General features: G+C 34.1%; 16 protein-coding genes. 15 read left to right on the top strand and 1 reads right to left on the bottom strand.

Going from position 1 to position 26,285, the window contains the following annotated elements; genetic code table 11:
* Positions 1–8: 8 nt before the first annotated feature.
* Positions 9–2,198, bottom strand: a complete 2,190-nt coding sequence (locus LPB248_RS05730) for a sensor histidine kinase (protein WP_177210599.1) — start codon at positions 2,196–2,198, stop codon at positions 9–11.
* A 299-nt stretch (positions 2,199–2,497) separates the two neighbouring features.
* Between LPB248_RS05730 and LPB248_RS05725 the strand changes: the two genes are divergently transcribed.
* The 15 genes from LPB248_RS05725 (at position 2,498) to LPB248_RS05655 (ending at position 26,283) form a co-directional block, all read left to right on the top strand.
* A complete protein-coding gene (locus LPB248_RS05725; protein ID WP_177210598.1) occupies positions 2,498–2,935 on the top strand; it encodes a PepSY-like domain-containing protein in 438 nt (145 codons plus the stop codon).
* A gap of 140 nt (positions 2,936–3,075) precedes the next feature.
* Entirely contained in the window at positions 3,076–4,107 is a 1,032-nt protein-coding gene (locus LPB248_RS05720; protein WP_177210597.1) for a LacI family DNA-binding transcriptional regulator, read from the top strand.
* Positions 4,108–4,388: 281 nt separating this feature from the next.
* On the top strand, positions 4,389–6,542 hold the full coding sequence (locus LPB248_RS05715) for an alpha-glucuronidase family glycosyl hydrolase (RefSeq protein WP_177210596.1): 2,154 nt from the start codon (positions 4,389–4,391) through the stop codon (positions 6,540–6,542).
* 15 nt (positions 6,543–6,557) lie between these two features.
* Entirely contained in the window at positions 6,558–7,295 is a 738-nt protein-coding gene (locus LPB248_RS05710; RefSeq protein WP_177210595.1) for an SDR family NAD(P)-dependent oxidoreductase, read from the top strand.
* A gap of 118 nt (positions 7,296–7,413) precedes the next feature.
* Positions 7,414–8,577 (top strand): mannonate dehydratase, encoded by a 1,164-nt coding sequence (gene uxuA / locus LPB248_RS05705; RefSeq protein WP_177212511.1) that lies wholly within the window; start codon positions 7,414–7,416, stop codon positions 8,575–8,577.
* 172 nt (positions 8,578–8,749) lie between these two features.
* Complete coding sequence (locus LPB248_RS05700) at positions 8,750–11,383, top strand: glycosyl hydrolase 115 family protein (RefSeq protein WP_255463024.1); 2,634 nt, start codon at positions 8,750–8,752, stop codon at positions 11,381–11,383.
* A 46-nt stretch (positions 11,384–11,429) separates the two neighbouring features.
* Positions 11,430–12,539: an endo-1,4-beta-xylanase gene (locus tag LPB248_RS05695; RefSeq protein ID WP_177210593.1), complete on the top strand. Its 1,110-nt coding sequence runs from the start codon at positions 11,430–11,432 to the stop codon at positions 12,537–12,539.
* A gap of 293 nt (positions 12,540–12,832) precedes the next feature.
* On the top strand, positions 12,833–14,266 hold the full coding sequence (locus LPB248_RS05690; protein WP_177212510.1) for an MFS transporter: 1,434 nt from the start codon (positions 12,833–12,835) through the stop codon (positions 14,264–14,266).
* 21 nt (positions 14,267–14,287) lie between these two features.
* Positions 14,288–15,322 (top strand): glycoside hydrolase family 43 protein, encoded by a 1,035-nt coding sequence (locus LPB248_RS05685; protein ID WP_177210592.1) that lies wholly within the window; start codon positions 14,288–14,290, stop codon positions 15,320–15,322.
* Between the two features lie 3 nt (positions 15,323–15,325).
* A complete protein-coding gene (locus LPB248_RS05680; protein WP_177210591.1) occupies positions 15,326–17,056 on the top strand; it encodes a glycoside hydrolase family 43 protein in 1,731 nt (576 codons plus the stop codon).
* Positions 17,057–17,481: 425 nt separating this feature from the next.
* On the top strand, positions 17,482–18,489 hold the full coding sequence (locus LPB248_RS05675; RefSeq protein WP_177210590.1) for a GntR family transcriptional regulator: 1,008 nt from the start codon (positions 17,482–17,484) through the stop codon (positions 18,487–18,489).
* 1 nt (position 18,490) lies between these two features.
* Positions 18,491–19,972 (top strand): xylulokinase, encoded by a 1,482-nt coding sequence (locus tag LPB248_RS05670; RefSeq protein WP_177210589.1) that lies wholly within the window; start codon positions 18,491–18,493, stop codon positions 19,970–19,972.
* Between the two features lie 9 nt (positions 19,973–19,981).
* Positions 19,982–21,307, top strand: coding sequence for a xylose isomerase (xylA, locus tag LPB248_RS05665; RefSeq protein ID WP_177210588.1), 1,326 nt, complete (start codon positions 19,982–19,984; stop codon positions 21,305–21,307).
* Positions 21,308–21,883: 576 nt separating this feature from the next.
* Positions 21,884–22,540, top strand: coding sequence for a fructose-6-phosphate aldolase (gene fsa / locus LPB248_RS05660; protein WP_177210587.1), 657 nt, complete (start codon positions 21,884–21,886; stop codon positions 22,538–22,540).
* 575 nt (positions 22,541–23,115) lie between these two features.
* Positions 23,116–26,283 (top strand): SusC/RagA family TonB-linked outer membrane protein, encoded by a 3,168-nt coding sequence (locus tag LPB248_RS05655; protein ID WP_177210586.1) that lies wholly within the window; start codon positions 23,116–23,118, stop codon positions 26,281–26,283.
* The last annotated feature ends 2 nt before the right edge of the window (positions 26,284–26,285 follow it).

Genomic DNA, 26,285 nt, shown 5'->3' with positions numbered 1-26,285 from the left:
AATAAATATTAGTTGCTTTTCAGTTCGTCAAGCTGATTTTTCAAGTCAATTCCTTTTATTTTCGTTTTGTGTTTCGTTTCCAATATTGGAATTTCAATATTAATAATGGTGCCTCGTTTTAGTTTTGAATCAATTATAAATGAGCCGTTTAGTTTGTTAATTCGATTTTCGATATTAGCTAAACCAATTCCTTTTATATCATTTTGGGTTTCAAAACCAATTCCATTATCTTCAAATAATAGATTTAATATATTTTCGATATAATTCAGCTGAATCTCTATTTCAGAAGCTTTAGCATGTTTAATTGTGTTTGTCAAAAGTTCTTGTATAATTTTGAAAATTTCTACCTGAATATTTTCATCCAATTCATTAATTTCTTTTTTCGGATATGGAATGCAAGAAATCTTAATTTTACTTGCATCGCTTATATTGCTTAAATACGATTCTAAAACTTCTAGAAATTTGTTTTGGTTGAATTTTTTCGGAAGTAATGTATGAGATAAATTTCTTACCTGCTGATACGTTTCGTCCAGTTGATAGCTAATGTTTTGAATATTAGAAAAATTTGAAGGATTTAAATGATTTACTTGCAATTTAATGGCGGCCAAATTTCCGCCGATACTGTCATGAAGTTCTTGTGAAATACGCTGTCTTTCTTTGTCTTGACCACTGATTGAGGCTTTGATTAATTCTAATTCCTGTTCTTTCAAAATACTGTTTATTTTTTGAGAACTAATTTCGGCTTGCTTAATATTTAATAAATGTTGTACTTTAAATCGTTTGTAAAACTGAAATAAAAGTGCAATTATTGGAATCAATAAAATGAGGAAAGCATTAATGGTAAATAATTTAATTCTTTTTTGCTGATTGATTTCTAGTGTTTTTAATTGCTGATCTTTTTTTAGAAGTGATATTTCATTTCGTTTTTTGCTTGATGAATTCTGATATGCCAGAATGGTGTTTTCGTTGTTTTTTTTCGATATTTCCTCCTTAAGAAGCATGTTCTTAATTGCTTCTTCCTGACTTGCTAGGGCTAGTTTTTTTGCTTCATTTTCAAATTTTAAAGATTCAATTTCTTTTTGTTTTTGAGCCGTTTTATATTTGATTTCCAATTCATTGATTTCTTTAATTCGTTCCATTTTTGAAATAGAATCTTTTAGATGTGTTGATTTTTCAAAAAACAAATAAGCATTTTTAAAATCATCTTGCTTGATAGCAATTTTTCGCAACTCATCATAGATATCTATTTGATTTTGAAGTAATCCGAAGCTGGCTGATTTTTGTAATGCTTCAGAAAGAATTAATTTTGCCTCATTATATTTTTTCTCAGAAATATAACAGTTGGCAATGGTGCATCTTGAAATAATGGCCAATTGGTTTAGTTCGTTTTCATCAGCAATAACAACTGCTTTTTGATACATTTTTAATGCTCGATCATATTTGTTTTGCAATTGATAGTTTTCGCCTATACCAAGTAGAATAATGGCTTTTCCTTGAAAGTTATTTGTTTTTTCGCAGAGTATTTTTCCTTTTTTATAATAGATAATTGCGTTATCATAATCTTTCAGTCTCGAATAAAGGTCGCCAATATTGATGTAACTTCCGAGAATTATTTCTGAATCATCTTTATATTCCAAACACTGCTTAAATAATTTTAAAGCATTTTGATAATCGCCTAGCTCTGTATACGTTTGTGCTAAACCATGTGTATGAGTATAAAAAAGATTTTTTTCATTGTATTTTTGAGAAGCCTCGATACCTTTAAGATGCCATTTTTTACTTTCATTAAACAATCCTTTTTTATTGTAATTAATAGCCAAAAGATTAAAACCTAATGAAAAAAGTCGGCTTTTTAAAGAGTCATTTGGAGTTGTATTGTATTTAAAAGCTTGATTGGTATAATAAATAGAAGAATCGATTATTGCTCTTTTATTGAAGTAATAAGCAAGAAGAAGATTTGTACTCGCAATTGATCGGTTATCTATTTTCGAATTTAAAAGCAAATGCGCTTTTCTGAATGCTTCTTTTTCCTCGCCGTTATTGTACAAATCATAAAGACTCAGAATTTGAGAATTCTGCTTAGTATTTAATGATTTTTTGACATCAAAAGTCTTCTTTTTATTTTCAATCTGTGCTTGGAGACTGAAAGATAAAAAGACGAATATCATTAAATAAAACCTTTCCGACCAGATTGCCATACGTTTTTGGTTTATACTCTAAATGGTATTAGAATAAATTTTAAAGTTTTGTAAACTTGGGGTTTAAGGACTGCTTCTCTTGATTGGTAGGTAAAAGTACTACAAAACAATCGAAAAAAACTTCTAAAAAAATAAAATTTTTAAAGGAAGTTGTGAAACGAAAAATTGTATAAAATGATTTAAAATATTTGTAAATCAGTTTGTTATGATTTTTTAAATAAACTAAATGTTTCTTAAATAAATTTGAATGTAAATTTTCTTACAGTAAATTAGTGAGGCTATATTTAAACGAATGAATCATGAAAAAGAGAATATTTTTAGTCATAGGATTGTTAATATTATCAATCTCGGCTAGCGCACAAAAGAAAATAGAAGTGACAGAACTGCCAAAACCAGCACAAGATTTTTTAAAGAAGTATTTTAGTCATACAACTGTTGAAATTGCAAAAAAAGATGCAGAGCATGGAGAAAAGGGTTACGAAGTGAAACTGAAAGACGGTACGGAAGTAGAGTTCTGGAAAGATGGATCATATCGAGAAGTGGACGGCGGAGACAATCCAATTCCGACCGCTTTTATTCCGGAAAATATAAAAGCTTACGTAGCCAAAAATCACCCGAATGAAAAAATAACGCACATCGACTATGGGCATAAAGATTTGGATGTCGATTTGACTAATAATATTGATTTGGAATTTACTAAGGATGGTAAGATTTTAAAAGACAAGAAGAATGATTAATTTTTTTAATTTATTCTAAAATACTCTGGTTTGTTTTCACTTTCATGTTTGAATCAAGACATCTTAATTTGTAGCTGATTTTTTTGTAAATAGTAACGTGAAAGAAAATAGTTTATATTTACATTTCTATTTTTTATTTCATGGAAGAAAATAAACATGTAACGATTTACGATATTGCCGAGAGACTTAATCTGGCAACATCTACTATTTCACGAGCTTTAAAAGACCATCATACTATAAGTGATAAGACGATAAAAAAAGTGAAAAAAACTGCTGAAGAAATGGGATTTGTGCCAAATACTTTAGCAGCAGGTTTGCGTGGAAATAAAACAAGAACCATCGGTGTTTTAATTCCCACTGTTACACAGCCCTTTTTATCTTCTTTAATTAGCGGAATCGAGATCACAGCTCAAAAATCTGATTATACAGTAATCATTATGCAATCTCATGATTCGTATGAAGAAGAAGTAAATATGGCTAAATCTTTGTATTCCAATCGTGTGAGTGGTGTAATCTGTTCTCTAGCAATGGAAACCAGAGATACAGCGCATTTTCAACAGTTTTCAAACAATAATATTCCATTGGTTTTTGTTGACAGGGTTCCGAAAGATTACAATACTTTTAGGGTTGTAATTGACAATTATACAGCAGGTTACAAAGCAACAAAACACCTTATTGAACAAGGTTGCATTCGTATTGCCCATTTAACGGCTGGTTCGGAATTAGGTAATTTATATAACGAAAGAAAAAGAGGTTACATAGAAGCCTTAAAAGATCATAACATCGAGGTAGAAGAAGAATTGATCATTAGTTTAAATTCTGTTACTTACGAAGATGGTGTAAAAGCCAGCAACGCTTTGTTTGATTTAGATCCAATTCCAGACGGTTTATTTGCACCTGGAGATATTCTAGCCGTGAGTGCCATTCAGACTGCTAAAAAACGTGGCATTAAAGTGCCGGAGGAATTTAAAGTAATTGGTTTTAACAACGACCCGATTTCGCAGATAATAGACCCGAATTTATCGACTATTACGCATCCTGCTGAAAAGATGGGAAAAGCAGCAGCAGATATTATTATAAAAAATTTGAAATCATCTAAAAATGATGATGATGCTAAAGAAATTACTTTTTTAAATACAGAAGTATTGGCAAGAGAGTCTTCGCAGAAATAGAGTCAAAAAGAAAGGATTTAAATAGTAAATCCACCCCGTTAAAGCAGGATAGTTTTTATAATTATCCTGCTTTTATTTGTTATATAAATTATTTTTTTGAAAAAAAGACGACTAAAATTTTTTTCTTAAACAACAATCTTATATTTTTACGCAACCGATTGCAATTGTTGTTTTATTTAGAATAATGTATTTTTTGAATTAAATTTTTATCAAATACTTTTAAACAGAAATAAAATATTGATTCTTTCGGAAAGATGTTTTGAAGAATTAAATTTAAGCCAATGACCTTATTAAGATTTGTTGTATTGTTTTTTCTGGTTTCCTTTTCGGCTTTAGCACAAAAGGATTATAAATTGTGGCTTCAGTATAATACAGTAGCTAATTCTACAATAGCTGCAGAATATAAAAACACCTTTAAAGGAATTGTTCTTTTAGGAAATTCCGAAACCCTAAAAATTGCAGGAAAGGAACTCAAAACAGGATTTTCGGATATGTTAGGAAATATTCCTCAAATCAATCCAGATATAAAAGGAGAAAATAATCTTATTGTTGGTTCAGAACCGAATTTAAATACCGAAATCAAAAACGAATTAAAGTCTGATTTTGATAAAATAAATAGTGAAGGATTTATCATTAAATCTATTTCGATTAAAAACAAAAAACAAATTATTATCACAGGAAAAAATGATGTTGCGGTTTTATATGGAGTGTTTAATTTTCTGAGAATATTGCAAACCAATAAATCGGTTAAGAATTTAAATAATGCTGATTCTCCGAAAACCAATATTAGAATCCTGAACCATTGGGATAATTTGGACCGAACAGTTGAAAGAGGTTACGCTGGATTTTCTCTATGGAATTGGCAAAAGTTGCCTGATTTTATTGATCAGCGTTATATTGATTACGCTAGAGCGAATGCCTCAATCGGAATCAACGGAACGGTTTTAACCAACGTAAACGCAAATGCTTTAATTCTGACTCCGCAATATTTAGAAAAAGTTGAAGCCTTAGCCAATGTTTTTAGACCTTACGGTATAAAAGTTTATTTAACTGCAAGATTTTCGGCTCCTATTGAAATTGGAAAACTAAAAACTGCCGATCCAAAAGATCCTGAAGTGATTACTTGGTGGAAAAATAAAGCTGCTGAAATTTATAAACGAATTCCCGATTTTGGAGGATTTTTAGTAAAAGCCAATTCAGAGGGGCAGCCTGGCCCACAAAATTATGGTAGAGATCATGTCGATGGTGCTAATATGCTGGCAGATGCCGTTGCTCCTTTTGGCGGAGTAATTATGTGGAGAGCTTTTGTCTATTCAGAACATGATGCGAATGATCGTGCCAAACAAGCTTACACCGAATTCCAACCGTATGATGGAAAATTCAAAGAGAATGTAATCGTTCAGGTTAAAAATGGTGCTATCGATTTTCAACCAAGAGAACCTTTTCATCCTTTATTTGGAGCGATGCCGAAAACGCCTTTAATGATGGAATTTCAAATCACACAAGAATATTTAGGTTTCAGCACACATTTGGTTTTTCTGCCAAAATTATTTCAGGAAGTTTTAGAATCTGATACATATCAAAAAGGAAAGGGTTCAACCGTTGCTAAAGTTATTGACGGCACTTTATATCAAAATAAATTAACAGGAATTGCAGGCGTTGCCAATATTGGAAATGATTTAAATTGGACAGGCCATCCTTTTGCACAGGCAAATTGGTATGGTTTCGGACGATTGGCTTGGAATCCGTATTTAGATTCGGAAACTATTGCTGATGAATGGTTAAGAAGTACTTTTTCAAATGATGAAAATTTCATTAAACCTGTAAAAGATATGATGATCGAATCGCGTGAAGCAGTTGTTAATTATATGACACCACTTGGTTTACATCATATTATGGATACGGGACATCATTATGGACCTGGGCCTTGGGTTTCTAATTTATCAAGGCCAGAATGGAATCCAACTTATTATCATAAAGCAGATAAAAACGGAATTGGTTTTGATCGCTCAAAATCTGGGACAAATGCTGTTTCGCAATATGCACCAGAAGTTGCAAATGTTTTTGATAATTTAGAAACCTGCCCAGAGAAAGATTTATTATGGTTTCATCATGTTTCGTGGGATTATAAATTGAAAAACGGTCAGACGCTTTGGAACGGTATGGCATTAAAATATCAGGAAGGTGTAAATCAGGTTGCAGCAATGCAAAATGTTTGGAATAAGGCAGAAAAATATGTTGACAGCGAACGTTTTAACGAAGTGAAAATGTTGTTAGAAATTCAGCATAAAGAAGCAGAATGGTGGCGTGATGCCTGCTTATTATATTTTCAGCAATTTTCAGGAAAAGAACTTCCGGCTGGAGTTGAAAAACCAACAAAAACTTTAGAGTATTTTAAATCATTAAAATTTCCATTTGCCCCTGGAAATGGATAGTATATAGTAAAAATTATGAGTAAAAAAACGGCAATTGTAACTGGAGGAAATTCAGGTTTAGGATTTGCAACAGCAAAGAAATTATGTGATAACGGAATCACAACTTATATCATTGGTAGATCAAAAGAAAAAACAGAAGATGCGTGCAAAGGGATCGGCGAAAATGCCATTCCGGTAATTTTTGATTTAAATGATCTAAAAGGAATTCCGGCGATGATTGAAAGTATCACAAAAGAAAACCCAATCGATATTTTGGTAAACAATGCAGGAATCAATATGAAAAAAGAGTTTGCAGATGTGACTGATGAAGAATTTTTATCAATTATTCACACGAATCTTTTGAGTGTTTTTGCGGTGAGTAGAGAAGTGGTAAAAAACATGAAAGAAAACGGAGGCGGAAGTATTGTCAATATAAGTTCAATGGCATCACAATACGGAATTCCAAAAGTAATTGCGTATTCGTCAAGCAAAGGCGCAATCGAAGCTATGACTCGTGCTATGGCGGTTGAATTGGCTCAGTTTGGCATTCGTGCCAATTGTATTGCTCCGGGATTCATCAAAACCAAAATGTCATCGACAGCTTTAGACAATGATCCTGAAAGAAAAAATAAAGTCTTAGGCAGAACGCCAATGGGATATTTAGGAGAACCGTCTGATATTGCAGATGCAGTTTATTATTTCGCTTTAAGCGAATCAAAATATACTACTGGTACAGTTTTGCCTGTTGATGGCGGAAATAGTATAGGATTTTAAGTCTAGATGAAATAGCTCGCAAAGACGCGAAGCCGCAAAGTATTTTTCTTTTAAGTTTTTTTAAATAAAACTTTGTGACTTAGCGCCTTCGTGGCATAAAAAGAGAAGTATGATAAAAATGCAACAAACCATGAGATGGTTCGGTCCAAACGACAATGTCAGGCTAATTGATATTCGACAAGCTGGCGCAACAGGAATTGTAACCGCATTGCACCAAATTCCCGTTGGTGATGTTTGGACAATGGAAGCGATAAAAGAAAGACAGGAAATCATTCGCAATTATGGTTTGGAATGGACTGTGGTTGAAAGTCTTCCTGTTCACGAAGAAATCAAACGTGCTTCGGGAAATTATCTGCAATACATTGAAAATTATAAAATCAGTTTGCAAAATCTGGCCGAATGCGGAATCAAAATCATTACCTACAATTTCATGCCGATTTTGGATTGGGTAAGAACCAATCATAATTTTATAAATGAAGATGGAAGCAGAGCTTTACTGTACAATCAGGATGCATTTACTTATTTTGACGTTTTTCTTTTAAAAAGGCCAAATTCAGAAAATGATTATTCAGAAACTGAAAAAGAGAAAGCTTTGCAGTTTGGAAATCAATTGGCTGAAGATGAAGAAGCACTTTTGTTTAAAAATGTTTTATTAGGACTTCCTGGAAGTAAAATCAATTTTACAGCAGAACAGATTTTGTCTCTTTTAGAAAACTATGCTCAAATCGACAATCAAAAGTTACGAGAAAATCTGATTTATTTTTTATCTGAAGTGACTCCGATTGCAGAGAAAAATGGACAAAAATTAGCGATTCATCCAGACGATCCGCCGTTTTCGGTTTTAGGACTTCCAAGAATTGTTTCGACAGAAGCTGACTTGAAAGCTATTTTTAGCGCCGTTCCTTCAACAGCAAATGGATTGTGTTATTGTACAGGTTCTTTAAGTGCTGATCCAAAAAATAATCTTGAAAAAATAATAGACGATTTTGGAGACCGAATCCACTTTTTACATCTAAGAAATACTATCCGCGAAAGCGAAACTATTTTCAGGGAATCAGAACATTTAAATGGAGATGTTAAAATGGAAATAATTGTAGAGAAATTATTGTTGTTGATGAACAAAACTAAAATAAGTCTTCCAATGCGCCCTGATCATGGTTTTCTTCATCGAGTAGATGAAGCAACAGAAACTTATCCAGGTTATTCTTTAACTGGAAGATTAAAAGGTCTCGCTGAATTGAGAGGTTTGGAAATGGGAATTGGTTACAAATTGGGTTTATAAATAAAGTTAAGTATCCTAACATTTTTTTAAACCTGTTAGGTTTAAGATTATAAACGTACTGTTTTGTCACTTCGACGTAAGGAGAAATCTTCATTAGTAGCTCCGCAACGTAACCCCAATCTTTGTAGAGTTTCTTGCGAAGATTTCTCCTTACGTCGAAATGACAAAACTAATGCAGACAAAGAAAATCTATTATTCTATGTGTTTAAAAATTAAAACTTCATATCTAATTCTATTACTTCTCTTAATCGGATTAAGTACAAAATCGTACGCTATAAATCCAGAGAAATATGTAGTCAATCAAGCTTCTAATGAAAACTTTCCTCTGATAAGTAAAGGAAAAACGACTTCGATTTTAGTTGATGATAAAGATTATTCGGGAGTTTTAAAAGTAACTGGACATTTAGAAAATGACATTTTTCAGGTCTCCGATTTACATCCGAAAAGAATTAAAAAGGTTTCTGAAGCAAAAGATTTTGTTGTCATTATTGGGACATTAGGGAAAAGTAAAATTATCGATCAATTAGCAAAAGAAGGAAAAATAGATGCTAGAGAACTTCAGGGGAAATGGGAGAAATTTACAACCCAAATTGTCGAAAATCCGTTTAAAGGAATCAAAAGAGCGTTGATAATTGCAGGTTCAGATAAACGAGGAACGATTTACGGAATCTACGATTTATCCAACCAGATTGGCATTTCGCCTTGGTATTATTGGGCAGATGTTCCAGTTAAAAAACAATCAGAACTACATGTTTTACCTGGAGTTCATTCGCAAGGAGAACCAAAAGTAAAATACAGAGGGATTTTTATAAATGATGAAGCGCCTGCTTTAACTGGCTGGGCATTTGAGAAATTTGGCGGATTCCATTCAAAATTCTACGATAAAGTTTTTGAATTGATTCTGCGAATGAAAGGCAACTATTTATGGCCAGCAATGTGGGGCAGAATGTTTTATGTGGAAGATCCGCAGAATGCTGTTTTGGCGGATGAATATGGAATTGTAATGGGAACTTCGCATCACGAGCCATTAACAAGAGCACACGCCGAATGGGGAAAATCAAACGGAAAATGGGATTTTAATTCCAATTCGGAGGCTTTAATTCAATTTTGGAAAGACGGAATTAAACGAATGGGAGATAAAGAAACTATCGTTACAATCGGAATGCGTGGCGATGGCGATGAGCCTATGACGGAAGGAACTGCGATTGAATTATTGGAAAATATCGTAAAAACTCAAAGAAACATTATTGCAGAAGTTACTAAAAAACCTGCCGAAGAAACGCCACAAATGTGGGCACTTTACAAAGAAGTTCAAGATTATTACGACAAAGGAATGACTGTTCCAGACGATGTAACACTTTTATTGTGTGATGATAATTGGGGAAATATTCGAAAACTTCCTGAACTCGATGCAAAACCAAGAAAAGGCGGTTACGGTATTTACTATCATTACGATTATGTTGGAGGGCCAAGAAATTATAAATGGATCAACACCAATCAAATCGAGCGAACTTGGGAACAAATGGATTTAGCATATCAATATGGTGTCGATAAAATCTGGATTCTAAATGTTGGCGATATCAAACCAATGGAATTTCCGATTGAGTTTTTCCTAGATATGGCCTGGAATCCAGAAAATTTCAATGCTGGAAATTTAGAGCAATATTATGTCAATTGGGCTAAAGAGAATTTTGACAATCAGTTTACAGGAGAAATTGCTGAAATTTTAAAGTTATACACTAAATATAATTCACGAAGAAAACCAGAATTGCTAGATGCTAAAACGTACAGCATAACTAATTATAACGAAGCAGATCGAGTTGTAGCAGATTACCAAAAATTGGTTGAAAAAGCCAATTCAATAAATGAAAAATTAAAACCAGAATATAAAGACGCTTTTTACCAGCTGGTTTTATTTCCTGTTTTGGCAAGTGCCAATTTAAATGAAATGTATATGGCACAGGCTAAAAATCATTTGTATGCAGAACAGGGAGATGTCATTGCAAATGATTATGCTAAAAAAGTTAAGAAGTTATTTGAAAAAGATGCCGAGCTCACAAATTATTATCATACCCAAATAGCAAATGGGAAGTGGAATCACATGATGTCGCAGACGCATATTGGTTATGATAATTGGCAGCAGCCGGATAAAAATGTGATTCCGAAAACAAAGAAAATTGCGCCTGCAGTTCAAGCGTTAAAAGTGATTACCGCTGAAGAGATTTTAAAAAAAGAGACATTAATTAGCAAAAAACAAGATTTAGCTCAAGCTCATGGTTTTATTGAGAATGACGGTTACATTTCAATAGAAAGTAAAAATTATTCAAAAGCAATAAACTCAGATGCTGTAAAATGGACTATAATTCCAAATCTTGGTAAAACAGATTCGGGAATAACAATAAAACCTTCAAATATTCAGCCAATTGAAATCTCGGAACAGTCTCCAAGATTAGAATACAACGTTCATTTTTTTAGTAAAGGAAAGATAAAAGTAAATGCCTATTTTTCGCCAACAATTAATTTTAAAAAAGGAGACGGCTTGAAATATGGAATTGGCTTTGATAATGAAAAACCGCAAATAATGAACCTCAACTCAGATTCTTCGGAAAAAGCTTGGGCAGAATCTGTTGCGAATAATATTAAGATAATAAGCTCAACGCATGAAATCGAAAAAGCAGGGAATCATGTTTTGAAAATTTATGCAATTGATCCTGCTGTAGTGCTTCAAAAAATTGTAATTGAAACCGAAGAAGGGAAAGTTTTGCAGTCGTATTTGGGACCGCCAGAGAGTTTTAGGAAGGAATGACAAAACTAAACGAATAAAAAACGATTAACTATTTAAACCAAAAGATATGAAATGTATTAAACCTTATTTATTTGCCGTCACGGTTTTGCTGACTGTCAGCTGTACTTCGCAAAAAGAAACTACTTCATTAAAAGATGCTTACAAAGATGATTTTTACATTGGAACTGCTTTAAGCGCGAATCAAATCGAACAAAAAGACAAAAAAGAAGATTCTTTGATTCGAAAAGAATTTAATGCCATTACAGCAGAAAACATCATGAAATCGATGTACATGCATCCGCAAAAAGACAAATATGATTTTACTTTGTCTGATAAATTTGTGGCGTATGGAGAAAAGAATAAAATGTTTATTCACGGACATACTTTGATTTGGCATAGTCAATTGGCACCTTGGATGGAAAAGATTGCCGACAGTACAGAAATGAAAGCGTTTATGCAAGATCATATTACGACGATAGTTTCTAAATACAAAGGCAGAATCAACTCTTGGGATGTTGTAAATGAAGCGTTGAATGAGGATGGAACTTTAAGACAATCTGTTTTTTTTAAAACACTTGGAGAAAAATATCTGGTGGATGCCTTTAAATTAGCTGCAAAAGCAGATCCTAAAGCAGAATTGTATTACAATGATTACAATATTGAAGAACCTGCAAAAAGGGCAGGAGCAATTGCCTTAATTAAGAAAATAAAGGCTGAAGGCGGAAAAGTAGACGGCGTTGGGATTCAAGGACACTGGAGATTGCAAAGTCCATCAATTGAAGAAATTGAGAAAAGCATTTTGGAATATTCAGCATTAGGAATCAAAGTAGCTTTTACAGAATTAGATATTACTGTTTTACCAAATCCGTGGGACTTAAAAGGAGCAGATGTAAATCAGAAATTTGAAGGAAATCCTAAAATGAATCCATATCCAGAAAAATTGCCAGATTCCATTCAAAACAAGCTCGCAGAACGTTACGAATCGATTTTTAAGCTATTTTTAAAACATAAAGACAAAATCAGTCGTGTGACTTTTTGGGGCGTTTATGATGGGCAATCTTGGTTAAATGACTGGCCAATAAAAGGAAGAACCAATTATCCGCTTCCGTTTGACAAAGATTTAAAACACAAACCAGCTTATGATAGTATCTTAAAGTTGAAAGAAACTAAAGAATAAGTACTAAAAAAGCGTAAGTTTTGAGAAAATAACCAACAATCGGTTGTGATATGAAAAATAACTTAAATAAAGTAAACTAAATTTGCATAATATGTTTTTTTGTCTAATTTTACACAACCGATTGTTTTGGATAAAACCAACACAATATTGTCATTTCGACGAAGGAGAAATCACACTAGAAACTCCACACAGAATGTCGTCAATCTTTGTCGATTCTCGCGTGTGATTTCTCCTTCGTCGAAATGACAAAAAAAGAACCTAACTAGCTATCTAAAATGACCACAAACCCACCAATGACTAAAATTTCACAAAAACTATCCATTAAAGAAAAAATTGGATACAGTTTAGGAGATCTTGCTGCCAATCTCGTTTTTCAGACTTTGATGACGTATCTGGCGTATTTCTACACCGACATTTACGGATTATCACCAACAGATTCGTCGATCATTATGCTGATTGTTGGATTAGTAGCCGCTTTTATTTTTAATCCGATCATTGGGGTTTTGGCAGACAGAACAAGTACCAAATGGGGAAAATTCAGACCCTGGATTTTATTAACTGCAATTCCGCTTGGAGTAGTGGCGCTATTAGCATTTTCAACACCTGATTTCTCCTATAAAGGAAAAGTAATTTATGCGGTTATCACCTATACTTTGCTGTTGCTTTTTTATGCCGGAAACAATCTGCCGTATTCTGCTTTAAGCGGTGTTATTACAGGCGATATGAAAGAACGAAACAGTATGTCGTCCTATCGTTTTGTGGCGGTTATGTTTGCCCAGTTTTTTGTTCAGGTTTTTATGCTTGGTATTATCAAAAGTGCGGGAAACGGAGATAAAGCTATCGGAATCGAAAAAGTAATGACTGCGCTGGCCATTATTGGAACAATCATGCTTTTAATTACGTTTTTAACTACAAAAGAAAGAATCATTCCGAAACCAGAACAAAAGTCAAGCGTAAAAGAAGATTTAAGCGATTTAATCAAAAATAGACCTTGGTTAATTATGCTTTCGCTAACGACTTTGGTTTTTGTGACTTTAGCGATGAAAGGTGGTTCGTATGTATATTATTTTGAGAATTATGTTGATAAAGAGCAATTAGCCATTTTTATTCAGCCTATTCTAGATACTTTATCCAATATCGGATTGAATCATTTTGGAAATGATCCTGTTTCAGCAGGTTTTGGTTTATTCAACGCAGGCGGAATTATCTTTATGATTGTAGGCATTACACTTTCTAAAAATCTGGCAGACAAATACGGAAAAAGAAATGTTTTTGGGGTGTTTTTATTCATTTCGACTTTATTCATTATTGCATTCTATTTTTATCCACCAACATCAATTAGTCTGATGTTTTTCTCTCAAATTCTACACGGATTTTTCTACGGAATCACAATCCCGATTCTTTGGGCAATGATTGCCGATGTAGCCGATTATTCAGAATGGTTAAATAACCGCCGTGCAACTGCAATTATATTCTCGGCAATGATGGTTGGGCTAAAAACGGGATTAAGTGTTGGAGGTGCTTTGACCACTTTATTTTTAGGTTATTTCCACTATGTTCCAAATGCGCCTGAACAGTCTCAAACTGCCATAAACGGAATCAAATTACTAGTGAGTATTTTCCCTGCAATCCCTTTTTTAATTGGAGCTGGAATGCTGTTTTTCTATAAAATCAATAAAGAAATGGAAGTGCAAATTGAAACAGAACTAAAAGAAAGAAGAACTTAATTATTTAAACAAAATATAACTATGCCTGAAGATAGCATTGAACACATTAATTTTGAGGAAATTAATGACCTGGCGATTTCAAAGCCTTTAGTATCCCATATGTACACAGCCGATCCTTCGGCACATGTATTCAACGGAAAAATTTACATTTATCCATCTCATGATATTGATGCTGGAATTCCGTTTAATGACAATGGAGATCATTTCGGAATGGAAGATTACCATGTTTTTTCTATGGAAGATATTGCATCAGAAGTAGTTGATAATGGTGTTGCGTTGCATGTAAATGACGTTGCTTGGGCTGAAAAGCAAATGTGGGCACCTGATGCAGCTCATAAAAACGGAAAGTATTATTTGTATTTTCCAGCTAAACGCGCCAATGGAATTTTCCAGATTGGTGTTGCCATTTCAGATTCGCCAGTTGGACCTTTTGTTCCTGAAAAAGAAGCAATAAAAGGAAGTTACAGCATTGATCCAGCCGTTTTTGAAGATGAAGATGGCAAACATTATATTTATTTTGGAGGAATATGGGGCGGACAGCTTCAGAAGTACCGTAATAATCAGTACGATCAAAATAACGAAGAACCTTTGGCAGAAGAAAAAGCTTTAGGGCCAATCGTAGCTTTGTTAAGAGACGATATGCTTGAATTCGCCGAAGAACCGAAAGAAATTAAAATTTTGGATGAAAACGGAAATGAGATTCTTGCAGGCGATAACGATCGTCGTTTTTTCGAAGCTTCGTGGGTTCATAAGTATAACGGAAAATATTATTTCTCGTATTCAACAGGAGATACCCATTTTATCTGTTATGGTATTGGAGATAACCCTTATGGGCCGTTTACGTATCAGGGAAGAATTCTGAATCCTGTAGTAGGCTGGACATCGCATCATTCAATTTGCGAAGTAGAAGGCGAGTGGTATTTGTTTTATCACGATTCGAGTTTGTCAAAAGGAGTAACGCATCTGCGAAGCATGAAAGTAACCAAAATTGATTATCTAGAAGACGGTTCGATTATCACGATTGATCCATACGGAATAAGAAGATTATTTGAATAAGATATGAAAAGAAAAACAGGTTTAAAAATTGTTACAGCAGTCATTTTGATGAGTGCATTTTCTTCATGTAAAAAAATTTCACAAAAATCACAATCGGTTGTGTATTCCGATTATGCTTCTTTTGATTGGTTTGATTACAGAGGAAATGACGATGCATATCAAAATCTAACAAAATCTGATGTCGATTATTTAAATCCTGTTTTAGCTGGTTTTTATCCTGATCCTACGATTTGCAGAGTGGAGGAAAAGTTTTATCTCGTCAATTCTTCTTTCTGCTATTTTCCGGGATTGCCCATTTTTGAAAGTACCGATTTAGTGCATTGGAAACAAATTGGAAACATCATTGATCGCCGTGAACAGGCCGATTTTGGAAACTCTCGTTTGTCTGGCGGAATGTACGCGCCAACAATTCGCTATAACAAAGGAAGATTTTATGTGATTTGCACTAACGTAAGCGGAGTTGGTAATTTTATTGTTACCGCTAAAAATCCTGCAGGACCTTGGTCAAACCCGATTGTACTTCCAGATGTTAACGGAATCGATCCGGACATTTTTTTTGATGAAGATGGAAAAGTTTATATTACGCATAACGGCCCTCCGCCAAATAATATTTCGCTTCATGATGGCCATCGTGCTATTTATATGCTGGAATACGATTTGGAAAAACAAAAAACCACAACAAGTCCCAAATTAGTTATTAACGGCGGAACCGATATGTCTAAGAAACCAGTATGGATTGAAGGCCCGCATGTGATTAAAAAGAACGGATTTTATTATCTGCTTTGCGCACAAGGAGGAACAGGTTTTAACCATTCTGAAGTAATTTTTAGAAGTAAAAATATTTATGGCCCATACGAAAGTTATGTCAACAATCCCATTTTGACGCAGACGCCTTTAGATCCGAATCGTAAAAATTTGGTTTCGACAACGGGTCATGCTGATTTTGTAGAACTTCCAAACGGAGATTGGTGGTCAGTGTTTTTAGGATGCCGACCATACGAAGGAGATTTCTACAATATGGGAAGAGAAACCTTTATGATGCCTGTAGAATGGAAAAACGATTGGCCAGAAATTGTCGGTGGAAATGAACCAATTCCGATGATTCATAAACGCCCAAATCTTCCGCTTTCTAAAGAAAAAATAGAGCCATTGAATGGGAATTTTGTTTCGAAAGACGATTTTGACTCGAGTAAATTAGATCTTAAATGGAGTTTTATCAGAACGCCAAAGGAAAAATGGTGTGATTTGATTAATGGAAATTTACTAATTAAACCAAGACCAGAATCGATTCATGCCGAAACGAATTTTTCTTTTATTGGAAGAAGACAGCAACATTTAAAATTTGAAGCTTCAGTAAAGTTTGAATTCAATCCAAAAGATAATTTACAGGTGGCAGGTTTAACCGCTTTTCAAAACGAAAAACATTATTTTTTAATTGGAAAGCGAATGAATGCTGATCATAAATTGGAAGTTTTTGTAGAAAGAACAGCAGATAAAATCAATAATGGGAAATCGGAAATTATTGCGAAAAAAGAACTTTTAGATTCTGGTAAACCATTGTTTGTAAAGATTGAAGGAAACGGAAGATGGTATAGCTTTTATTATAAAACGACAGAAAAACAAGATTGGATTTTATTGATAAAAGATGTTGATGGGGTTATTTTGAGTACAAAAGAAGCAGGAGGTTTTGTAGGAACGTATTTAGGGATGTATGCTTCGAGTGAGCATTTTTAGAGGTAAAGTTTTAGGCTTAGTTTTTTACGCCTAGTTTGTCATCCTGACGAAGGAAGGATCACACTCGGGATTCGACAAAGATTGGCGACACTCTGTGCGGAGTTTCTAGTGTGATCCTTCCTTCGTCAGGATGACAAAACTGTGGATGAACTTTTAACGTTCTTTACGGAGTTGCTTGCGAAGTCCCAGAGGGACGAAATATTTATAGAAGGTTTGTTTTGCAGATTTACAAAAGCCCCAGCGGGGCAATATATTATTATGACAAATGTGTCGCTCCGCTGGAGCTTTTAATCTGTAGCGATTGGAATTTTCTATAAATATTCCGCTCTTCCAGAGCTTAAAAAAAATAACATAATTCATTTGAAAAATAATTTTTTATAAAAGATTTTTAGCTACTTTAGCATAACAGAACGGAACAGAACGGTATGCTAAAAGAAGAAGAAAAATTTGAGTTTATAATTAATCACGATAGTGATATTCCGAAGTACCAGCAGTTGGTTGACGGAATTACGAATGCTATTGCCGAGAATATTTTACAGAAGGGAGATTTGCTTCCGTCGGTGAATGTAATCTGCAAGACGTATCAGCTTTCGAGAGACACGGTTTTTAAGGCTTATACGATTTTAAAAGACCAGAATACAATTGATTCTGTACCCAATAAAGGCTATTATGTGGCAGGCGAAACGAGAAAAGTGCTTTTGGTTTTGGATACGTTTAAGGCTTATAAAGAGGTTTTGTACCATTCGTTTGTGAATAATCTGCCAGATAATGTGATTACAGATGTGCAGTTTCATCATTATAATATTGATGTTTTTAAAACGATCATCAATAACGGAATCGGGAAGTATTACAAGTATGTAGTCATGAATTTTGATCATAAGGATATCGCTCCGGCTTTGTCTGCAATTTCAAAAGATAAATTGCTTTTGATTGACTGGAATATTCAGGCAAAAAAGACAAATAATTATGTTTTTCAGGATTTCGGAAAAGCGTTTTACGAGTCATTGACAGAAGCAGCCGATTTGTTTAAAAAGTATAAAAAGATACAATTTGTATATCCGGATTTTACGAATCATCCGTGGGAAACGGTGGAATATTTTAAAAAATTCTGTGCCGATTTTGGTTTTGAATATGAAGTGATTACAGATCCAAAAAAGTTCAATATTGAGAAAGGAATTGCTTATATCAGTGTAAGCGACAGGATTTTAGGACACTTTTTAGAACAGTGCAAAGAAAAGGATTTTGAACCTGGGAAAGATGTTGGATTTTTATCCTACAACGAAACCCCAATGAAGAAATTTATATACAAAGGAATTTCGGTTGTATCAACTGATTTTAAAGAAATGGGAACCAAAGCAGCGGCATTTATTACGCGTGACGAAGAAACGAAGTGTTATGTGCCGACAAAATTAATAATAAGAGAATCATTGTAGTATGTATTATATCGGATATGATATTGGAAGTTCTTCTGTCAAGGCAGCCTTGGTAGAAGCAGAAACAGGCAAAAAAGTAATCGTTTTGAATGAACCGCAGAACGAAATGGAAATCCTTTCGATTCACCCAGACTGGGCAGAGCAAGACCCTGAAATCTGGTGGCAGCACATTTGTACAGCGACTAAAAGAGCGATTAAAGAATCAAATATAGACGCTTCTAAAATTCAAGGAATTGGTATTTCGTACCAAATGCATGGATTGGTGATTGTGGATGAAGCTGGAAAGGCGCTCAGAAATTCAATTATCTGGTGCGACAGCCGTGCAGTTGAAATTGGAAATAAGGCTTTCGCCGAAATTGGAGAAGAAAAATGCATGTCGCATTTATTGAATTCGCCAGGAAATTTTACCGCTTCAAAGCTAAAATGGGTGAAAGAAAACGAGCCTGAAGTTTACAATAAAATCGCTAAATACATGCTTCCGGGAGATTATATCGCTTTGAAATTAACGGGTGAAGTAACGACTACCAAAAATGGTTTGTCTGAAGGAATGCTTTGGGATTATAAAGAAAATAAAGTAGCCGACTGGCTTTTAGAATATTACGGAATCGACAAATCATTGACGCCAAAAATCGTCGAAAATTTTACAAATCAAGGAATTGTTACAGAAAAAGCTTCTGCTGAATCTGGTCTTCCAGCAGGAATTCCGATTGTGTACAGAGCAGGAGATCAGCCTAATAATGCTTTATCTCTGAATGTTTTGAATCCGGGAGAAGTGGCTGCGACTGGCGGAACTTCGGGAGTGTTTTATGCCGTTAGCGAAATGTCTTCGGGAAAAAGCACAAGAGTAAACAATTTTGTTCACGTAAACTACGAAGTGGAAACACCAAGAGTGGGTAAACTTTTAAATATTAACGGAGCAGGAATTCAGTACAGATGGCTTCGTAATAATATGGGGAATGAAAGTTATGAGGTAATGAACGAAAAAGCTTCAAATGTTGAGGTTGGATCAGAAGGCGTAGTAGTCATTCCGTTTGGGAATGGTGCTGAGCGTATGTTCAATAATAAAACCATCGGAACACACTTTTTAAACCTCAACTTAAATATTCACAACAGCGCACATTTGTTTAGAGCTTCTCTTGAAGGAATTGCGTTTTCGTTTGTGTATGGAATGGAATGTTTGAAAGATGATAATGCTACGATTAATGTGATTAGAGCTGGAAATGACAATCTTTTCCGTTCGGAGATTTTCTCTAATACCGTGGCAACTTTAATTGGTCACGAAATCGAAATTTACAATACAACTGGAGCGGTTGGTGCGGCGAGAGCGGTTGGTTTAAAAGACGGTGATTACAGCAAGTTTGGAGCTAATGTTAGCGACAACGATCACGTAATGACGTTTTTACCACTTCATAACAAAGAACCTTACGAGACGGCTTATAAAAAATGGAAACAAGAATTAGAATTAATATTAACAAATAAATAAAAAAATCAAATGATAGTTTTAGGAGATAAAGAATACTACAAAGGTATCGGCCAAATTAAATTTGAAGGGGCAGCATCTGATAATCCGTTGGCATTTAAATATTACAATCCAGACCAAATTGTAGCTGGAAAAACAATGCGTGAGCACTTTAAATTTGCAATCGCTTACTGGCATACTTTCTGCGGACAAGGTAGCGATCCATTCGGACCAGGAACACAACAATTTGCTTGGGATGCTTCATCAGATCCGTATCAAGCAGCAAAAGATAAGGCAGATGCTGCTTTTGAATTTATTAGCAAAATGGGATTCGATTATTTTTGTTTCCACGATTACGATTTGATTGCTGAAGGAGCAACTTTCGCAGAATCAGAAAAACGTTTGGCTTTTATTACAGATTATTTAAAACAGAAAAAAGCAGACTCTGGAATTAAATTGCTTTGGGGAACTTCAAACTGTTTCTCAAATCCAAGATTCATGAACGGAGCGGCTACAAATCCAGATTTTAATGTAGTAGCAAGAGCTGGTGGACAAGTAAAATTAGCTTTGGATGCAACTATCGCTTTAGGCGGAGAAAACTATGTATTCTGGGGTGGTAGAGAAGGTTATATGTCTTTATTAAACACAGATATGGGAAGAGAATTAGACCACATGGCGCAATTCTTGGCAATGTCTAGAGACTATGCAAGATCTCAAGGTTTTAAAGGAACTTTCTTTATCGAGCCAAAACCAATGGAGCCATCTAAACACCAATACGATTTTGACTCGGCTACAGCAATCGGATTCTTAAAAAATTATGGTTTAGATAAAGATTTCAAAATCAATATCGAAGTAAACCACGCTACATTGGCACAACATACTTTCCAACACGAATTGGAAGTGGCTGCAAAAGCAGGAATGTTAGGAAGTATCGATGCAAATAGAGGAGATTACCAAAACGGATGGGATACAGACCAATTTCCAAATAATATCCAAGAAACTACTGAAGCAATGTTGGTTTTCTTAAAAGCTGGCGGATTGCAAGGTGGTGGAGTTAACTTTGATGCAAAAATTAGAAGAAACTCTACAGACTTAGAAGATGTTTTCTTAGCACACATTGGTGGAGCTGATACTTTTGCAAGAGCTTTATTGACTGCTGATAAAATCATCACTTCTTCTCCTTACGAAAAATTAAGAAAAGAAAGATATAGCTCATTCGATTCTGGAAAAGGAAAAGACTTTGCTGATGGAAAATTAAATCTTAAAGATCTTTATACTATCGCTCACGAAAATGGAGAATTGAATCTTCAAAGCGGTAAACAAGAATTGTTTGAAAATATCATCAATCAATATATTTAATTGATTTAGATTTTAAATATTCAACCTAACAGATTTCTAAAATCTGTTAGGTTTCTTAAAAAATTTAGTGAGACAAAAAATCTAGAAAAAGTTTAAATTTTTAAACATGATAGTTATAGAACGTTAAAATGTTTAAAAATGTTTTTTTAGATAAAAACTTCGAAAATGTGTATTAAGATTATGGCTTTTTTACATTGAGATTAACGAAAAATAGATTGAAGGTTTAGTTACTATTTTTTAAAAATTGAAAAGAATAAAAGTCAGTTTGATAAAATAATAAGTGAGTTTTTTTTATTGAAGGTTTTTTGAAGAGCAGAATCAATCGAAATGCACATTTTTCACTCACTAGAATTTGGACACACTGCAGTGTGTCTCTACTAATTTATCTACACAAAGAAAAAAACGTACAGTTTTGTCATTTCGACGAAGGAGAAATCTCCGTAAGTAGCTCCACAAAGTAAATAACTAATCTTTGTCGAGTTTCTCGCGAAGATTTCTCCTTCGTCGAAATGACAAACTATGCGGTTCATTCGATGATAAAGAATTATTTATAACAACTAATAAACCAAAAAACTTATGAAATTTTTTATTGACACTGCTAATCTTCAAGACATTGAAGAAGCGCAGGCTTTAGGCGTTTTAGATGGTGTAACTACCAATCCGTCTTTAATGGCAAAAGAAGGTATTACAGGAAAAGCAAACATCCTGAAACATTATCTTGACATTTGTAATATCGTAGATGGCGATGTTTCGGCTGAGGTTATTTCGACTGATTTTGAAGGAATGATAAGAGAAGGAGAAGAATTAGCCGCCTTACATCCTCAGATTGTCGTGAAACTGCCAATGATTGGTGATGGTGTAAAGGCCTGCAAATATTTTTCTTCAAAAGGAATCCGTACCAATGTAACTTTGGTGTTTTCTGCTGGTCAGGCGTTATTGGCAGCAAAAGCTGGAGCGACTTACGTTTCTCCATTTTTAGGGCGTTTAGATGACGTTTCAACAGACGGAATGCATTTAATTGCTGAAATTAGAGAAATCTACGATAATTACCATTATCAGACTCAAATCCTTTCAGCTTCTGTAAGGCATACCATGCATATTGTTAATTGTGCCAAGGTAGGGTCAGATGTTATGACTGGACCGCTTTCTGCAATAAAAGGGCTGCTGAAACACCCTTTAACTGATATTGGTTTAAAGCAATTTGTAGAAGACGCAAAAAAGATGAATTTATAATCTTTTCATTTCCATTTTTATAGTTTTTAAACTCTCTTCCAGCTATTTGGAGGGGAGTTTTTTTATGTAATAAAAGCAACCGATTGTCTCTGCTTTTTATTTTGTAAGAAATATAAGCTTTTGGTTCTGGTGTGGTGACTTTCAGATTATAATATTTTTTAAGTCCCGTTTTATAAGGGATAACAAAAGATCTAATTTAGGAGGAATTTTTATACAGTCACTACAACGTTTTAGTGTTTCTTTAAAAAAACTTATATTTTAACATTTTATATTTTTTTTAAGATTTTGAATCAAACGATTTATTATCTCTAACGTTTTCGTAATATTAAACACTGTTTTTGTTAATTATTCAATATTTTATAATTATTTACGTGTATAATTCTTTTTTTGAGTGTATTTTTTTTGAAATTGATAAAAAAAATTAACGCAACCGATTGTGTGTTGTTGTTTTTTGCATATATTTGTTTTGACTATAAGTTGTTATTTGTTAGAAATGTTAAAATAAAAATGGATAGCAAAGTCAATCAAAACGAAAACTAACTAAACCAACTATTAACTCATTAAACCAATTATTTATGACTAACTTTTTAATTACTAAAAGCAGATCTAAATACTTTAAGAATCTGGGGATCTTAATCCTGATGATGGTATTTTCTGCTTCGGTAAATGCGCAAATTACTGTTACAGGTACTGTATCTGATGGTAGCGGACCAATACCAGGTGTCAATATTATTGTAAAAGGAACCAAAACAAGTACGGTATCAAATTTTGACGGGACGTACACGCTTCAAGCTATTCCCAATAATAGCATTTTGGTTTTTAGTTTTATTGGATATAAACCGCACGAAGTTGCAGTGAACAATAAAACTAAAATTGATGCTGTACTGGAAGAGAACTTAAATGACTTAAAAGAAGTTGTTGTTATTGGATACGGAACCGCAAAAAGAGCAGATTTAACAGGAGCTATTTCTTCTATATCTAGTGCAGCAGTAACGCAATCTGTTTCTACAACTATAGATCAGGTATTACAAGGCCGTGCGGCAGGGGTGCAGATACAACAAAATAGCGGTACTCCTGGAGGAAGCTCTTCGGTACGTATTCGTGGTATAAGCTCTATTACAGGTTCTAATGAGCCAATTTATGTAATTGATGGTGTGATTATAGATGGTAATTCAGGTTCTTTAAATACAAATCCGCTTTCAGGAATTAACCCTAATGATATTGCTTCTATCGATATTTTGAAAGATGCGTCTGCAACGGCTATTTATGGTTCTAGAGCGGCAAATGGAGTAATTATGGTGACTACCAAAACGGGTAGAAAAGGAGATTTGACTTTAAATTTTGACACTTATGTAGGATGGCAGCAAATGCCAAAAGAATTGCAGGTGCTTAATTTAAGAGAGTACGGAACACTTAAAAATACTCGTGCTGATTTAGGAATCGTTCAAAGAGACCCTTATTTTATTCGTCCTGATTTATTGGGAGAAGGAACAAACTGGCAAGACGAATTATTTCAAACCGGTTTAATTCAGAACTATAATCTATCTGCTTCTGGCGGTTCGGACACTACAACTTATGCATTAGGAATGTCTTACTTTGATCAGGAAGGAACAATTATTGGTTCTTCTTTTGATCGTATGACAATTCGTGCAGTTGTTGACTCGCAAGTAAAAAAATGGATGAAAGTTGGAGTAAACTTAAATGCTTACAAAACCAATCAGGTAACTACAGTTAATGATGATTCGGTAATTTTAACCGCTTTAAAACAGACACCAAACGTAGCAGCTCGAAATGCTGATGGAACTTTTGACGGACCAGATACAACAGAATTTGTTCAGACAAATCCATTGGGAATTGCAATGCTGAAAGACAATCATGGAAAAGACTATGGAATTAGAGGAAATGTGTATGCAGAAATTGGTTTTACAAAAGATTTAAAACTTAAAACCCAGTATTCTATAGATTATGGTTTCGGGAATAGATATACTTTTAATCCATCATATACTTTTGGAGCATTATCAAATGAAGTTAGAGAAGGATCAAGAACAAAATCTACTAGCGAAAACTGGATTTGGACTAACACTTTGACTTATAATAAAATGTTTGGGAAACATAATGTTAATGCATTAGTAGCCCAAGAGTTTCAAGAGCAAAACTGGGAAAATCTTTATGGTTACCGTTCAGGTTATTTAACAAACGGAGCTACAGATTTAAACGCTGGAGATCCAACAACGGCTAGAAATTCAAATGCAAGTTCTACAAAATCGCTTAGTTCTTATTTTGCAAGAGCAACGTATACATTTGATGATAGATATATCCTAACAGGGACAATCAGAAGAGATGGATCTTCGCAATTTGCTGAAGGCAATAAATGGGATTGGTTTCCATCTGCTTCTTTAGCATGGAAAGTTTCAAACGAATCATTTTTAAAAGACAATCAAACTATTAGTAATCTGAAATTACGTGCAGGATGGGGAGTAACAGGTAATTCAAGCGTACCAAATAATGCTTATACTTCTGTTTATGGAACTTCTGCAACCAATTGGGGAAGCGGACAAATTGCAACTAATACAGCAAATCCAGACCTTAAATGGGAAAAATCAAACCAGACTAATATTGGTTTAGACATCGGACTTCTAGACAATAGAATTGAGATTACAACAGATGTTTACTATAAAAGAACAGATGATTTATTACTAAGATTATCACTTCCTGCTTATGTAGGTACAACGGGTCAGGGAGCTACATCACCGCCTTTTGCTAATATCGGATCTCTTGAAAACAAAGGTTTCGAGTTTACGATAAACACCATAAACATGCAGAGAAAAGATTTTCTTTGGAAATCAAATTTCAATATCTCTATGAACAGATTTAAAGTATTGAAATTAAATTCAGAATCGGGTGTCTATGACCAGACATTGCAGCAAGGTTCTGATGTAACAGTGGTTACTCGTACTGCAGTTGGACAGCCATTAGGACAATTTTACGGTTATAAAGTAATTGGACGTTTTGAAAAAGCAACAGATTTTTATTATAAAGATGCTAATGGAGTGGTAAAACCAACCGCATTGCCAGAAGGAATGGCAATTGGAGAAAATGGAGTTTGGATTGGAGATTACATGTTTGAAGATGTAAATAAAGATGGTGTAATCAACGAAAAAGATGCTGGATATATTGGAAATCCTAACCCAGATTTCACTTTCGGTTTCAATAATAGTTTCTCATTCAAAGGATTTGATGTGAGCATTTTATTCACAGGTTCTTACGGAAACGATGTTTTAAACTACCAAAGACGTTGGTTAGAAAATCCTCGTGAGAATACTAACTTGTTGAAATCAGCTTTGGGATACGCACAATTAGAATTAATCGATCCGAATGGACCAAACGATTATCGTAACGTTCAAATTGTTGGCGGAGATCCTTACATGCCTAGAATCGCGGCTTCATCTGCGGCTTCAGCTTCAAATTATCGTTTAAGCAACAGATTTGTAGAAGATGGATCTTATGTAAGACTTAAAAATATTTCGATTGGTTATAATCTTCCAAAGGATTTGTATTCTAAATACGGAATTTCAAACATCAAAGTATATTCAAACATGCAGAATGTTTTAACCTTTACTAAATATAAAGGATATGATCCTGAAGTAGGTGCAATGTATCAAAACCAGCTTTTAAATGGTATCGATAACGGACGTTATCCTTCGCCTATGGTAACTACACTTGGATTAACTGTTAATTTCTAAAA

The organism is Flavobacterium sp. LPB0248 (assembly GCF_013388355.1).
Taxonomy (GTDB): Bacteria; Bacteroidota; Bacteroidia; order Flavobacteriales; family Flavobacteriaceae; genus Flavobacterium.
This window is presented reverse-complemented; position numbering and strand designations above follow the sequence as displayed.

Bases quoted from the DNA above. Each gene is read 5' to 3' on its own strand.
- LPB248_RS05685 (WP_177210592.1), top strand. From the start codon at position 14,288: ATGCCTGAAGATAGCATTGAACACATTAATTTTGAGGAAATTAATGAC.
- xylA (WP_177210588.1), top strand. From the start codon at position 19,982: ATGATAGTTTTAGGAGATAAAGAATACTACAAAGGTATCGGCCAAATT.
- LPB248_RS05690 (WP_177212510.1), top strand. From the start codon at position 12,833: ATGACTAAAATTTCACAAAAACTATCCATTAAAGAAAAAATTGGATAC.
- LPB248_RS05695 (WP_177210593.1), top strand. From the start codon at position 11,430: ATGAAATGTATTAAACCTTATTTATTTGCCGTCACGGTTTTGCTGACT.
- LPB248_RS05700 (WP_255463024.1), top strand. From the start codon at position 8,750: ATGCAGACAAAGAAAATCTATTATTCTATGTGTTTAAAAATTAAAACT.
- uxuA (WP_177212511.1), top strand. From the start codon at position 7,414: ATGCAACAAACCATGAGATGGTTCGGTCCAAACGACAATGTCAGGCTA.
- LPB248_RS05725 (WP_177210598.1), top strand. From the start codon at position 2,498: ATGAAAAAGAGAATATTTTTAGTCATAGGATTGTTAATATTATCAATC.
- LPB248_RS05710 (WP_177210595.1), top strand. From the start codon at position 6,558: ATGAGTAAAAAAACGGCAATTGTAACTGGAGGAAATTCAGGTTTAGGA.
- LPB248_RS05730 (WP_177210599.1), bottom strand. From the start codon at position 2,198: ATGGCAATCTGGTCGGAAAGGTTTTATTTAATGATATTCGTCTTTTTA.
- LPB248_RS05655 (WP_177210586.1), top strand. From the start codon at position 23,116: ATGACTAACTTTTTAATTACTAAAAGCAGATCTAAATACTTTAAGAAT.
- LPB248_RS05670 (WP_177210589.1), top strand. From the start codon at position 18,491: ATGTATTATATCGGATATGATATTGGAAGTTCTTCTGTCAAGGCAGCC.
- LPB248_RS05680 (WP_177210591.1), top strand. From the start codon at position 15,326: ATGAAAAGAAAAACAGGTTTAAAAATTGTTACAGCAGTCATTTTGATG.
- fsa (WP_177210587.1), top strand. From the start codon at position 21,884: ATGAAATTTTTTATTGACACTGCTAATCTTCAAGACATTGAAGAAGCG.
- LPB248_RS05715 (WP_177210596.1), top strand. From the start codon at position 4,389: ATGACCTTATTAAGATTTGTTGTATTGTTTTTTCTGGTTTCCTTTTCG.
- LPB248_RS05675 (WP_177210590.1), top strand. From the start codon at position 17,482: ATGCTAAAAGAAGAAGAAAAATTTGAGTTTATAATTAATCACGATAGT.
- LPB248_RS05720 (WP_177210597.1), top strand. From the start codon at position 3,076: ATGGAAGAAAATAAACATGTAACGATTTACGATATTGCCGAGAGACTT.